We start from the raw sequence: 12392 nt of genomic DNA on the forward strand, positions 1-12392 counted from the left end.
CTTGGTAATCTTCTTCGCGATTACTCACAATTTTAAGGTTAATATTAATGCTTTTGAAAAAGAAAGACATCATCACAAAAGACTATGATGTTGTAGTTATTGGTTCTGGACTAGCGGGAATGACGGCCGCTAATAAATTGGCCAGAAATGGTAGAAGTGTTCTGCTTTTGGAGTCGCACAATAAATTAGGTGGATTTGCTACTTGGTTTAAAAGACAAAAGGGAGATCATATCTTTGACGTTTCTCTCCATGGTTTTCCTGTGGGAATGATTAAAACATGCAAGAAGTACTGGTCTAGAGAAATAGCACAACGAATTGTTCAGGTTCATAGTGTTCGCTTTGTTAACCCACAATTTGAAATAGAGACAGACTTTACGAAAGAACATTATATAAGTGTTCTAAGAGATAAGTTTGGAATAGATGAAAAATGTGTGGTTGAGTTCTTTGATTACTTAGCTGCTATGAATTTCTATGATGATAGCGGTATGACCAATGGAGAACTCTTCGAAAAGTTCTTTCCAAATAGAAATGATGTTCATCGTTTTTTAATGGAGCCAATTGTCTATGCTAATGGATCCACTTTGGAAGACCCTGCCATTACTTATGGAATTGTTTTTTCAAACTTCATGAGTAAGGGAGTATATATCTTCAAAGGCGGAACAGACGAGCTTATTTCGATGATGAAAGATGAGCTTATTAAAAATGGAGTTGATATTAAGCTTCATTCCAAAGTTGATGATATTCAAATTGAAAATAGAGAAGTCAAGGCCGTAAAAATTGGTGAGACATTAGTAAGAACTAAGTCTGTTCTTTCGAATTCAAATTTATTAAGCACTGTTTTTAAATTAGCGGGTAGTGAGAACTTTGATGAAGACTATATAGCTAAGGCGCAAGAGGTTCGTCTTAATACCTCTAGTTGTCAGGTCTTTATGGGAATCAAAGAAGGGGAGTCTATCCCTGATATTGGAGAACTTGTTTTCTATTCTGATGATGATCAATTTAACACTGATCTCATTCTGTCTCCAGAAGTAGGTTCCCAAACTTTCTCCGTCTATTATCCTGAAATTCGTCCTCAAAGGCCAAATCGCTATGCTGTGGTTTCTTCTAGTAATGCCAGATATGAAGATTGGAGTGGCCTAAGCGAAGAAGACTATAAAAAAAGAAAAGAGCAGGTCACCGAAAAGGCCCTTTCAACTTTAGAGAAACTTATTCCAGGTGTTCGTGAAAAAATTGACTACGTAGATTGTTCAACTCCTCTGACTGTGGAGAAATATACTCATCATAATAAGGGAGCCAGCTTTGGAACAAAGTTTGAAGGTCTACCTATCAGTATGGAAATGCATAAGCAGGTTAAGGGACTCTTCCATTCTGGATCGGTAGGAATCATAATGTCGGGTTGGTTGGGAGCTGCAAATTATGGAGTTATTCAATCACACGAAGTAGAGACATATTTATCAAAATAAGGATTTAACATGATTACATATAATTTTAATGAAAAGGTTGTTGTCGTAACTGGTGGTACTAGAGGTATAGGACGAGGAGTTGTTGAGAGCTTTTTAAAAAGTGGAGCAACTGTCATTGCAACTTATGCTTCTAACGATAACGCTGCCCAAGCATTTAAAGAAGAGCTAGCTCAGTTTGGGGATAAGCTTGCTCTTAGAAAGTTCGATGTATCCAAAGAAGGAGAGGTTCTTGCTTTCTATGAAGAAGTTGAACAGAGCTTTTCTAAAATTGATATTCTAGTAAATAACTCTGGAATTCGTAAAGATAATGTTCTTGCTCTTATGCCTGAAGAAGATTGGTCTCGTGTAATGGATATCAATCTTAAAGGGACTTTTCTCATGTCCAAAGGAGCAATCCCGGTGATGATGAGAAATAGATTTGGACGTATTATAAATATGAGCTCTGTTGGTGGCTCTCTCGGTCTTGCCGGACAGGCGAATTACGCAGCTTCAAAAGCTGGTCAAGTTGCCTTATCAAAATCCCTTGCAAAGGAAGTTGGAAAAAAAGGAATTACGATTAATAATATTTGCCCTGGCTTTATTGAGACCGAGCTAATTGCTGATCTTCCTGCTGAACAAGTTAAAGAATATAAGAAACAGGTACCACTTAGAAGATTTGGAAAGGTTGAAGAAGTTTCCAATGCTGTTCTCTTTCTAAGTTCTGAAGAAAGTGGTTATATCACTGGTACAACTTTAGAAATCTCAGGTGGTCTATAGTGAGCAAGTTTTCTAATGAGGTTCTTGAGTCAATTCCACAAAAACCACCATTTCTCTTTGTAGACAAGGTCGTTTCAAGAGAAGAAAAGAAAATCTCCACTTCTTTTCAAGTAACAGGACAAGAGGATTTCTTTAAGGGACACTTTCCTGGTAATCCAATCATGCCTGGAGTTCTACTGCAAGAAGCTGCCTTTCAATCAGGTGCTTTGCTTATGGCAAGTGTAGGTAATGGTGGACTTGGAGTTGTAGCAAAAGTTTCAAATGCTAAGTTTAAAAACTTTGTTAAACCAGGGGATTTGTTGGAAATGGATGTTGAACTCGTTGAAGTTGTTTCTAATGCTTATTATATGAAAGCAAAGTCTAAAGTTGCAGGTAAGGTTGTTATGGCCATTGAATTCACTTGCGCTCTAGTTGGAGATACTAATGCTTAATTTTGAATTTGAACAAAAATGTTTTCTCATTGCTGGAGTTGCGAATAAGAAAAGTGTTGCTTATGCCAGCGCAAAGAGTTTAATCGAAAGCGGTGCGAGATGTGTCTTTACTGTTCAATCTACTGAGCATGAAGCAAGAGTTAAGAAACTATTTGCAGACTCCCCAGTTTATGTCTTAGACGTTGAGAGCGAAGAAGCGATTGAAGAGTTTGGAAAGAAAATGAGTGCTGAAGGTTACCGTTTTGATGGGATTGTGCACTCGATTGCCTTTGCGAACTATTCTGAAGGAATAAAGCCTTTTCATGAAACTAAGCTTAGAGATTATCTACAAGCTACGAATATTTCCGCCTTTTCTCTTGTCTCTTTAACAAACTCAGTTAAGGATTTGTTAAATGAAAATGCCTCTATTGTGACGGTGTCTATTTCTGATACAAGAGCAACTAGTTATGGTTATATGGGACCTATTAAGGCCTCACTTGATGCTACGGTGGCGTACTTAGCAAAGTCTCTAAGTAGCTTTTCAAATGCGAGGTGTAATGCTGTATGCTCTGGTCCTCTAAAGACTTCGGCATCTGCTGGAATACCTGGGTATATTAATAATTATATCTTTGCTGAAAAATTGACACTTAGAAAGAAAGCTTTAAAAACAACAGAAGTTTCTAATACCATCTGTTTTCTATTAAGTGAGCTTTCAAGTGGGATAAATGCAACAGGTATTCTTATTGACGCTGGTATGAGCTGTAATCACTTTGATAGCGATGTCGTAAATACTGTGGCCGATAATTTATAAGGACTTCTTGGTAAGAGGCTTCTCTCCACAGTAGTCGTATGAAGCATTTTTTTCATGATCAGTGTAATTGTAAAAGAGCGCTCCACCCTTAGTTTTTTCATATACTTCTTCAGCATGTTCTGAAGCTACTGCGGTACAACCCCAAGTCATTCCTTGGGCCCAGTTTTCATACTTTCTACTTCCAGATTTTGAACGCTGGAATAGATGTGGGTCTTGTTCATTGGAATTGGCCTTGCCTTCCCAAACAATCTTTCTCTGTCCGTCTTTAGAAACACCTTGATGAAAAACTACGAGCCTATCACGGCTATTGTCATTCTTGTCCTTTTCTAGGCCATCAAATTTCATATGCCATTTCCAACCACTACTAAGACCATCTCGTCTTTCTGCTGAAACCATAAATCCTCTAGGAGTTAAGTTGGTTCCACTCTTATTGCTAAAGTATTGTGCATTGAGTGCGCTATTATTCATTCCGTTCTTTGTTCCCATGCCATGAGCAGAAAAGTAGGTTTCTACTTCACCTGTTTTCATATTGAGAAGGAATAATCTTTTTTTAGAAGACGGAAGGTTGAAGTCCTGAATAACCATATAGTCTTTATTATTTATACTTGTGCTACCGGAATATGTTCCATTTATTTTCTTTTGAAAAGTAGAGTCTTTGTGCTTATTGAAAAAACATAGGGCCTGTGTTAACGATTTACTATCACCGCCAAGGTGGAGAAGATTCTTTCTTAGTCTATTTTCAAGGGATAGTTTATCAGGGGACTTCTTGGGAGCAGGCATTGAAATAGGGGCCTCTCTATTACAATCACTTACTTTTGCTGATAATTGGGTGTTTAAGTAGTTATTAACTTCAGTTGAGCTTGGAATATGGTTAAACTCAGTTTCTCTTTGAATACTTCCTAAATCAAGCTGGGCCTGTTGATATTCATAAATATCTTCACGAGAAATTTCTCCAAGTTTTGAATGCCTTGGGAAGTGTTCATCGACACAGGAACTTAATAGAAGGGTTAGTAGTAAAATTCTTAACATCTATTAAATATCGACTATTTTACTTTTAATCTTAAGCTTAAAATCTGAAGAATCCGATGGAAATGCTTTACTATTTATTCATATTCTTGTTTTAAAATGGAGTTGTTGCTACCGGGGGGAAGCTTCTAAAGTTCTCCATGTCTATAATTTGTAGGCATGGAGAGTTTTTATTGATCTATGAGAGGGGTGAGCTTTTGAACCTGTTCTAGTTCTTGTTGATTAAGTTCTCGGTAACCTCTATAGGACTCCCACCCATATCCCCAGCTAAAAGGAAGACGAGCAGATGGATGTCCGCCAACTCTGACTCCGTAGTAGTAAATGAATCCTATAAAATTAGGTCCAAACTCTTTTAAACATAGATTGAAGTTTTTATCAGCAGTTCTGCGATCCTTTCTCGTTCCACCTTTCCAGTAGGCGATATCGTGCCAGAGACAACACTGTTTCCACATTTGTGGATTTCTTGGAGTCCCATCTGGAACCATTGAGCAACCATCAGTATCAAATGGATTTAAAGTACTAGCAGATACTTGGAATATTAGAAAAAATATGAGTATATAAGAATATAATTTTGATTTTAAAAAGTTCACTAACCCTATTTTACTAGGGTTAGTGCGATATTGAAAGTCTAGCTTCTAGGAAAAATATTCTTCGAGCTTGTCACTACCACCAATAAGTTTTCCAGCTATGAATACCTGTGGAACTTTCTCAGATCCAGTCATAGCTAATAAAGAAACACTAGTAGCATCTTTACCTAGAATTAGTTCTTCAAACTCTAATGATTTCGAAGTTAATAATTCCTTTGCTTTTTTACAGTATGGACAACCAGGTTTAGTGATTATCGAAATTGCTTCTGGTTTCTTTGCATCACTATTGATGTATTCAAGCATAGTATCAGCATCACTTACTTCAAATGGATCGCCTGGCTTGTCTGGTTCAATAAACATCTTCTCTACGACACCATTATTTACAAGCATCGAGTATCTCCACGATCTCTTACCAAATCCAATGTCACTCTTATCAACTAAAAGTCCCATACCTTCAGTAAATTCACCGTTTCCATCTGCAATTAAAGTGATATTTGCAGCTTCTTGGGCCTCGCCCCATGCTTTCATTACAAATCCGTCATTCACTGACATACAGATAATGTCATCGACGCCTTCTTTTTCAAAAACTTTTGCAAGTTGATTATATCTTGGTAAATGCGTAGAAGAACAAGTAGGCGTATAAGCACCTGGTAAGCTAAAAACGATTACTTTCTTATTTTTGAAAAGCTCGTCCGTAGTTACTGCGTTAAGTCCTTTGTCATTAACAATCTTAAACGTTACATTTGGAATTTGATTTCCTTCGCTATTTTTAAAAGTCATAATTTGCCTCCTAGCAATTATTGTTTCTAAAAATAGATTAATGGATTGAGTTCATAAATGATAATAGAATGTTTCTTTTGTTCGATAGGTTTTATCTATTGATATTGGTCCTCGTATTTTCAGAGGGTTACCTTCCTTTAGGACAAGACCTTTTAAGCCGATAAATTTACAATGCTAATAAAGGTTATTTCTCTTATTCTACTTCTCTGTCTTAGTTCTTGTTCAAGGCAAACGACTCTTATAAGGGTTCCAAGCTCCATTGCTCAGGAGCAGAGTAGTTGTAATTCAGCGATTAAATCTCTTATGAGTTCGAAAGTTTCTTGGAAAGATAAGGTTATGGATAAAATCCCCTTTACCAAGAAGTCTGTAGAGTCTACCTCGGTTGAGACTAAAGAAGCTATTTACAGCTGGATTCATGATTCTAATAGAACCTCAGAGCAAATTATTTCACTACACAAGGAATTCTCTTCTTTGCCATTTTCCAATGAGCAATTTGGAAAAATAATTTCTCTATATCCATCTTTTCCAAAAACAAATAAGAAAAAGGATGAGCTCTATCTTTATCTTTCCTATGCAAACTCTTTTCATGCCAAGGAAAAAGAAAGAGTCTTAGATGATTTAAGATTTGTTAAGACCGGTAAGTCTAAAAAAAGTAAGTATTATAAGAAATTCAAAAACTCGCGAAAGAAGTTTTCGAAATTCGAAGATAAGCAATATTCTAAACTTGTTACAGAACTTGAATCAGAAGGTAAGTATAGCTCTGAACAAGTTAAGAGAATTAGTCGCTCTAAGGCCGTACAGGCAAGAAAGGAGTTTGAAAACCTGAGTTACGCTTGTAGTGCTAAAGTAGAGACTACTGACAATGCTGTTGCTGGGGTAAGGTTTCAAAAATTTGCTCTAGTGGTTACTCCAATTAGTACAGCGTCTATGTTTACCTATGCAAATAGGGAAGAGCTTATGAACTCTCTTGAAGAAGATGATAATGAGAGATTGCAGACTTGGATGAAGAAGTTAGGTTATGAAGTTGTACTTATGTCTACACTAAATATGATCCTGTCTAAAATTATGGCCGAGCCAACGGGAAGTTATTTTTCTAAGGTCTGGAAGGGGGCTTCTTCTGACTTAGGTTTAATAAAAGTTGATGCACTTATTTATGATAGAATCTTTGCCGCATCTGATGATGCACTTTTGAAAAGATTTAATACACTTAAAGACAGTGAAGACTATCAGAAAATGCTCGTGGACTTAAACGAAATTTTAAGTAAGGAAAATACTTATCAAAACTTTAAAAGGAATATCTATAACTCGCTAGCTTCTATGCTGAACCTTTCTACTGAAAAGGATGAGCTTATCGATATTTCAAAACTCTCAATAGAAGAGCTTGAAGATCCCAAAGCAAGAGATGCCGTTTTAAAAGCAATCACTATGCAAATGTACGAAGAAGATAAGAATGAAAAAGATGATGCTCTAGCAACTCTAATTCATACTGGAAATAAAGGTGAAGATCGTTTGTTTTTCTTTACCGAGGTTGCACCTATTTACCATTCTATTAATGTTGGTGTCGCCGCACTTATTTATAATACAATCTGTATGGGAAAGAATAATCCAGCTAAAGCGTTTAGAAATGCGGCCTTAATTTATGCGGCCTGGAGCTTTAGCTATAATCTATTCGAATTTAGCGCCAGACAACACCAAATAGGTCAATAAGATGCTAAAGAATCTAATAATTTTTAACACTCTACTTCTACTATCCTCATGTTCAAAAGAAGCTCCTAAAGAAATTGAGTATGACTCTAGTGGGAGAATCATTGAAGAGTGTTCTATCAGAAATGCAGATGGTCGAGGGCCCTATCATTCAATTGGGAGAACACATGAAATAGAATGTATTAGAAAGATTTCAAAGCTTTGTAATGAAAGTCGTTATAAGCAAGTTCATAAAACCAAGGGGCATTTCGCAAGAGGTAAGTTCGGAACAAGAATCACAATTGGAACTTGTCCCTAACTATTCCCAGGTAGAGTTCTCTAGAAAGACACGTATCTGAGTGGCATTTCTAAATTTCTTCTTAATGAGAGTTTTCTTTAGACCACAACATATATCTTTAACAATTTTAGGCTGCGACTTATAGTTTAATTTTCCACCAATAGAGTCGTAGAGTAGGTAACATAGATCGTAGACATCTTGCTGTATACTTCCTTTTTCACCGTGGGCCAAATGAAAGACATCTACGAGTTTTAAATCATAGGAGAGACTACTTTTTTGAATGATAATATTGTCCGAATGAACATCACCGTGCCACTCTTTATTTATATGAATTTCTTCAAGTGCCTTCACTACACTGTAGAATAAGTGTAGTGCCTGATAGAATGGCATTCCTTCTGGGTGCCAACTATTGATATAGGTATCAAATGTGTATCCCTCTACAAAGTCAGAAAGTAGATAAGTGATCACTTCATCATTGATTTCTAGAGTATCTTTAGCAATATACTTAATAAGTGAGTTACAGGCCCTCAGCTTATGAAGTTTCTTAGCATAGGCCTTAACTGTCTTGTTCTTAGGATTTCTTTCTGGATAAAAAAACTTAGCGGCCCTTTCAATATGAGTATCAATTTCTTTAACAAGATAGACTTCGCCTTCCCAGCCTTGTCCTAGCTTGTTGATTATTTCATATTTAGAAGAAACGATTCTTCCTTTCTCAAAATTGAAAGAAGTCTTATTTTTCATATTAAATCCGTTTTAATTACTTACTCTATTACAAATAAAAAAAATGGATTTGCCAATGACTATTTTGTTGAATCAAAGATAAAATAAAACGGTCCTAGATGAACTAGGACCAGGAGTTGATTAAAGGTCGTCGAATGACGTTGTTTGAATTTCAGTATCACTACTAACATCTTCTGGAATTTCTTCTAGAGATGATTCTGATATTGTTTCTTCACTATCAAGTGACGTGTCGACTACTGGAGCAACTTGGTCATTTGATGCTGTTTCATATAGAGCTGATGTATCTTGAGTATTTGCTTCAGACTCTGTATTTGAATAAACGTTAACAGTTGAAAGTAAAAGTAAGCTTGCAATAAGTAGAACATTTTTCATTTTGAACCCCTCGGTATTCAATTGCTAATAACGCATAACGTATTAGAATTATCGTTCAGCTTGGAATTTAAGTAAAATCGTTTTATTATCTATTATAATTAGTTTAAAGCTAACTAAAAAGAGGCGAGGAAGATATGGATCGACTTAATTTCAATCACTTATACTATTTCTACATTGTTGCTAATGAAGGTTCGATTAAGGACGCTGCCTTAAAACTACACGTGAGTCAGCCCACAATCAGTGATCAAATTAAGCTGCTAGAAGAGCACTTTAATTGCCTTCTCTTTGAGAGAAAGAATAGATCTTTGTTTCTCACTGAACAAGGAAAATTAGCTCTGAAATACGCACAGCAAATTTTTGATCTCGGTAGTGAGCTAACAAATAGACTTAGAAATAATGTCGAAGGACCGAAGAAGGCCTTAGATATTGGAATTACCCATATGATGGGGCATTACTTTCTTTATGACTCGATTCTTCCTCTATTTAAGAGTAAGGAGTTGTCTGTCAACGTTAAGGAAAATGAAAGACATCTTCTATTGGCAGACTTAGAGGAAGAGAAAATTGACATGGTCTTTACTGATTCAAAAGAAGGTCTCACTAATAATATGGATGCTTATAGAATTGGAGTAAATCGAACTTTTGCAATTGCACATAAAGATTTCGTAAATAGCAAAAAAACATTTCCGAAATGTCTTAACTCAATTCCTTTTTTTAATTATACTAATGACACATTTTTAAAATACGAAATCGATTTATTTTTCTCAAAAAGTGGCATTTCTCCAAGAGTTATTGGTGAGGGAGATGATATTGACTTATTTCAGGTGATAACAGAACAGGCCTTGGCCTTCACTATTGTTCCAGAAGTTGCGAAGAATCGAATCTGTAGAAATAAAGATGTTGTTGTTTTAGGAGAACTTGATGAATTCCAAACCTATGTTTGGGGGATTATTAAAAAGAGTTATAAGGGTCCAGGTTATAAATTACTGAGTAAGGGAAAATAGTTATGAGCAGAAAAATTGAAGTTATGTCACCGGATAATTTTGAGGCAGAGGATCACTTCTATCCAAAAGCGCTGAATTCTCAGTTGCATCCTATGGTCAGTCATTTTTTAAATTTAGACTCTAAGAGAATTATCAAAAGGTATAGACATTTACATCCTCAAGTTGATGAGAAGAAGCTTGAAGAAGTTTTAAAGTATCAGTGTAAGCACTTCTTTTGGGGTGGGGCCGATTTATTCTATGTTACGACGGAGAAGGGGAATCGTAAGATGGTTGTTCTTGAAACTAACTCTTGTCCTTCTGGACAAAAGTCAATGCCTCCAAGAACTGATGCGGATGAGCATAGAGGTTATCGTTACTTAATCGAGAACTCATTCTTGCCAATATTAAAAAAGAAAAAGCGACTACCTAAAGGTGCACTTGGCGTTATCTACGATAAGAACTATATGGAAACTTCTGGGTATGCTCAAACATTATCTGATCTAACAGGGGAAGAAGTATATCTTATACCTCACTTTAATAATGAAGATCAAAGCGCTATTTTTGAAGATGGTGTTCTTACTGTGACTTTAGATGATGGAAAGAAAGTTCCAATTCGCGCGGCCTTTAGATATGTTACTCAAAAGCCTTGGAATAGAATTCCTGCTACAACTAAGACTTTTATTTATAACTCCACTCTCGTTTGTTTATCTGGTGGAAGAAATAAGCTCTTAGCAAGTAAGGCGTACGAAATGTACAATTCCGAAATAGCAGATAGTGGACTTAAAATTCACACTCCAGAAACAATAAGAGATGTTAGTAAGCTTGAAATTCCTCTGTGGGTAAAGAAATTTGGTGGCAAGGCCGTTATTAAAAATCCATACTCAAATGCTGGCCAAGGCGTCTTTACAATAACAAATGAAGAAGAGCTTGAAGCATTTATGAAAGAAGAGTACACCTATGACCAATTCATTGTTCAGAGCTTGATTGGTCACTATGAGTGGAGCTCCAATAGCTCTCAAGGCAAGTTCTTTCATATCGGTACAGTTCCTAATAAAAAAGGAAATATTTTTATTGCAGATTTGAGAGTAATGACTTACTCATCACCAGAAGGGTTTTCTCCTTGTGCAATTTATGCTCGTAGGGCGAGCTCTCCTTTAGAATCTTCTGTTCCTGAGGATAGCTGGAGAGTTCTAGGAACTAACCTTTCTGAAAAAAAGGGTGAAAATGAATGGACATCTGATACAAGTAGACTGATGCTCATGGATAAGAAGGACTTTAATAGTTTGGGAGTGGGGATTGATGATTTAATTGAGGCCTATATTCAGACTGTATTAAGTATTATTGCAATTGATCAAATGGCGCAGAACTTAGTAAATAAGAAAGGTGCATTTAGATTGAAACTATTTAAATCTCTAGATAATGATAAATCATTATTAGATGAAATTATGAACTAAAAGGATTATATGAATAAGATCATTACAATCAAGCTAAAAGACAAATTTAAACTTACTGATTTTAAAAGAGGTGAGAAGCATAGAGTTTATGTGAATATGTCTGAGAATGCTCTCTCTCTTCCTTGGCAGGTTCCTGTCATTGTTATCAGAGGTGCTAAGAAGGGTAAAATTCTTGGTTTGACGGCAGCACTTCATGGAGATGAATTAAATGGAATCTCTACTATATTCAAGCTCATTGAAGAAATTGATCCAACTAAGTTAACTGGAACACTTGTTCTGTTACCTATTTGTAATGTTCCTGGATACCTTTCTAAGACGAGACATTTTTCCGATAATGTAGACCTTAACAGAATTATGCCTGGTTCTCCAACTGGAAGTTCGAGTAATCAATATGCTCATATGTTAACGACTAAGATTCTTTCTAAGTTTCACTGTATGTTAGATCTACATACAGCTTCATATGGTAGAGTAAATAGTCTCTACATTAGAGCAGATCTTGATAATGAAGAGTGTAGAACACTTGCCTATCTTCAAAATCCACAAATTATAGTTAAAAAATATGATGAAAATGGAACATTGAGATCGTGGGCCAATGAAAATGGAATCCCTGCTATCACTATTGAAATTGGAAACCCTAATGCTTTTCAACACTCTCTCATAGATGAAACTCTCGAAGGTATTTTAAATACGATGAGACATTTTGAGATGATTGATGGGGAAGTTAAAGATATGGTTGCCAATGCAACAGTAGTAGATCGTTCCTATTGGATTTATTCTAGTAAGGGAGGAATTGTTGATGTGATGCCTAACCTTACTGATCATGTTAAAGAAGGTGAAGTTATTGCTCATATTTACGATGTCTTTGGCTCTATAAAGGAAAAGGTTCGCTCTGATAGGTCGGGGATTGTCATTGGAAGAAATGTTTCTCCACACTGTCATGCCGGAAGTCGTTTAGTGCATCTTGGTTTTGATGAGATTGAACCAATGCCGGAAGAGATTCCTGGCAATGATGAATTTGATGATCTTTAGGA

14 protein-coding genes are annotated in these 12392 nt (G+C 36.1%); 9 read left to right on the forward strand and 5 right to left on the reverse strand.

Annotated elements, in window-relative coordinates; translation table 11 throughout:
* The first annotated feature begins 47 nt into the window (after nt 1–47).
* The 4 genes from DPQ89_RS05485 to DPQ89_RS05500 are packed head-to-tail and all read left to right on the forward strand — an operon-like array spanning nt 48 to nt 3440.
* Nucleotides 48–1463: an NAD(P)/FAD-dependent oxidoreductase gene (locus DPQ89_RS05485; protein ID WP_127715912.1), complete on the forward strand. Its 1416-nt coding sequence runs from the start codon at nt 48–50 to the stop codon at nt 1461–1463.
* Nucleotides 1464–1472: 9 nt separating this feature from the next.
* Nucleotides 1473–2219 carry a 3-oxoacyl-ACP reductase FabG gene (gene fabG / locus DPQ89_RS05490; RefSeq protein WP_206611138.1) on the forward strand — a complete coding sequence of 249 codons (747 nt, stop codon included), beginning with the start codon at nt 1473–1475 and terminating at the stop codon, nt 2217–2219.
* Nucleotides 2219–2650 carry a 3-hydroxyacyl-ACP dehydratase FabZ family protein gene (locus DPQ89_RS05495; RefSeq protein ID WP_164848274.1) on the forward strand — a complete coding sequence of 144 codons (432 nt, stop codon included), beginning with the start codon at nt 2219–2221 and terminating at the stop codon, nt 2648–2650. Before fabG ends, DPQ89_RS05495 begins: the two co-directional genes overlap by 1 nt.
* The gene (locus tag DPQ89_RS05500) at nt 2643–3440 is read left to right on the forward strand and encodes an enoyl-ACP reductase (protein WP_127715914.1); all 798 of its coding nucleotides are present in this window, start codon (nt 2643–2645) and stop codon (nt 3438–3440) included. Before DPQ89_RS05495 ends, DPQ89_RS05500 begins: the two co-directional genes overlap by 8 nt.
* Here DPQ89_RS05500 and DPQ89_RS05505 read toward each other — a convergent pair.
* From DPQ89_RS05505 to DPQ89_RS05515, 3 genes are all read right to left on the reverse strand, one after another.
* Nucleotides 3435–4469: a murein L,D-transpeptidase catalytic domain-containing protein gene (locus tag DPQ89_RS05505; protein WP_127715915.1), complete on the reverse strand. Its 1035-nt coding sequence runs from the start codon at nt 4467–4469 to the stop codon at nt 3435–3437. The two genes, DPQ89_RS05500 and DPQ89_RS05505, sit on opposite strands and share 6 nt — an antisense overlap.
* 167 nt (nt 4470–4636) lie before the next feature.
* Nucleotides 4637–5056, reverse strand: a complete 420-nt coding sequence (locus DPQ89_RS05510; RefSeq protein WP_127715916.1) for an FAD-binding oxidoreductase — start codon at nt 5054–5056, stop codon at nt 4637–4639.
* 45 nt (nt 5057–5101) lie between these two features.
* A complete protein-coding gene (locus DPQ89_RS05515; RefSeq protein WP_127715917.1) occupies nt 5102–5833 on the reverse strand; it encodes a glutathione peroxidase in 732 nt (243 codons plus the stop codon).
* A gap of 171 nt (nt 5834–6004) precedes the next feature.
* Between DPQ89_RS05515 and DPQ89_RS05520 the strand changes: the two genes are divergently transcribed.
* The gene (locus tag DPQ89_RS05520; protein ID WP_127715918.1) at nt 6005–7540 is read left to right on the forward strand and encodes a hypothetical protein; all 1536 of its coding nucleotides are present in this window, start codon (nt 6005–6007) and stop codon (nt 7538–7540) included.
* A gap of 1 nt (nt 7541) precedes the next feature.
* Nucleotides 7542–7835 carry a hypothetical protein gene (locus DPQ89_RS05525; RefSeq protein ID WP_127715919.1) on the forward strand — a complete coding sequence of 98 codons (294 nt, stop codon included), beginning with the start codon at nt 7542–7544 and terminating at the stop codon, nt 7833–7835.
* On the opposite strand, the gene DPQ89_RS05530 is transcribed toward DPQ89_RS05525, so the two are convergent.
* Nucleotides 7836–8555 carry a protein kinase gene (locus DPQ89_RS05530; protein WP_127715920.1) on the reverse strand — a complete coding sequence of 240 codons (720 nt, stop codon included), beginning with the start codon at nt 8553–8555 and terminating at the stop codon, nt 7836–7838. It lies immediately after the preceding gene.
* A 120-nt stretch (nt 8556–8675) separates the two neighbouring features.
* Complete coding sequence (locus DPQ89_RS05535) at nt 8676–8927, reverse strand: hypothetical protein (protein ID WP_127715921.1); 252 nt, start codon at nt 8925–8927, stop codon at nt 8676–8678.
* 134 nt (nt 8928–9061) lie between these two features.
* Here DPQ89_RS05535 and DPQ89_RS05540 point away from each other — a divergent pair, with 134 nt between their 5' ends.
* Genes DPQ89_RS05540 through DPQ89_RS05550 form a run of 3 tightly spaced genes read left to right on the forward strand, consistent with a single transcriptional unit; the run spans nt 9062 to nt 12390 of the window.
* On the forward strand, nt 9062–9928 hold the full coding sequence (locus DPQ89_RS05540; protein WP_127715922.1) for a LysR family transcriptional regulator: 867 nt from the start codon (nt 9062–9064) through the stop codon (nt 9926–9928).
* Nucleotides 9929–9930: 2 nt separating this feature from the next.
* Complete coding sequence (locus DPQ89_RS05545; protein WP_127715923.1) at nt 9931–11361, forward strand: hypothetical protein; 1431 nt, start codon at nt 9931–9933, stop codon at nt 11359–11361.
* Nucleotides 11362–11370: 9 nt separating this feature from the next.
* Nucleotides 11371–12390, forward strand: a complete 1020-nt coding sequence (locus tag DPQ89_RS05550; protein ID WP_127715924.1) for a succinylglutamate desuccinylase/aspartoacylase family protein — start codon at nt 11371–11373, stop codon at nt 12388–12390.
* Nucleotides 12391–12392: the final 2 nt, after the last annotated feature.

Origin of the sequence: Halobacteriovorax sp. HLS, assembly GCF_004006665.1 — a bacterium.
Classification (GTDB): Bacteria; Bdellovibrionota; Bacteriovoracia; order Bacteriovoracales; family Bacteriovoracaceae; genus Halobacteriovorax.

What these genes read in the sequence shown, in the direction of transcription:
- DPQ89_RS05485 (WP_127715912.1), top strand. Translation starts at nt 48, where the DNA reads ATGCTTTTGAAAAAGAAAGACATCATCACAAAAGACTATGATGTTGTA.
- fabG (WP_206611138.1), top strand. Translation starts at nt 1,473, where the DNA reads ATGATTACATATAATTTTAATGAAAAGGTTGTTGTCGTAACTGGTGGT.
- DPQ89_RS05500 (WP_127715914.1), top strand. Translation starts at nt 2,643, where the DNA reads ATGCTTAATTTTGAATTTGAACAAAAATGTTTTCTCATTGCTGGAGTT.
- DPQ89_RS05505 (WP_127715915.1), bottom strand. Translation starts at nt 4,469, where the DNA reads ATGTTAAGAATTTTACTACTAACCCTTCTATTAAGTTCCTGTGTCGAT.
- DPQ89_RS05515 (WP_127715917.1), bottom strand. Translation starts at nt 5,833, where the DNA reads ATGACTTTTAAAAATAGCGAAGGAAATCAAATTCCAAATGTAACGTTT.
- DPQ89_RS05520 (WP_127715918.1), top strand. Translation starts at nt 6,005, where the DNA reads ATGCTAATAAAGGTTATTTCTCTTATTCTACTTCTCTGTCTTAGTTCT.
- DPQ89_RS05525 (WP_127715919.1), top strand. Translation starts at nt 7,542, where the DNA reads ATGCTAAAGAATCTAATAATTTTTAACACTCTACTTCTACTATCCTCA.
- DPQ89_RS05530 (WP_127715920.1), bottom strand. Translation starts at nt 8,555, where the DNA reads ATGAAAAATAAGACTTCTTTCAATTTTGAGAAAGGAAGAATCGTTTCT.
- DPQ89_RS05535 (WP_127715921.1), bottom strand. Translation starts at nt 8,927, where the DNA reads ATGAAAAATGTTCTACTTATTGCAAGCTTACTTTTACTTTCAACTGTT.
- DPQ89_RS05540 (WP_127715922.1), top strand. Translation starts at nt 9,062, where the DNA reads ATGGATCGACTTAATTTCAATCACTTATACTATTTCTACATTGTTGCT.
- DPQ89_RS05545 (WP_127715923.1), top strand. Translation starts at nt 9,931, where the DNA reads ATGAGCAGAAAAATTGAAGTTATGTCACCGGATAATTTTGAGGCAGAG.
- DPQ89_RS05550 (WP_127715924.1), top strand. Translation starts at nt 11,371, where the DNA reads ATGAATAAGATCATTACAATCAAGCTAAAAGACAAATTTAAACTTACT.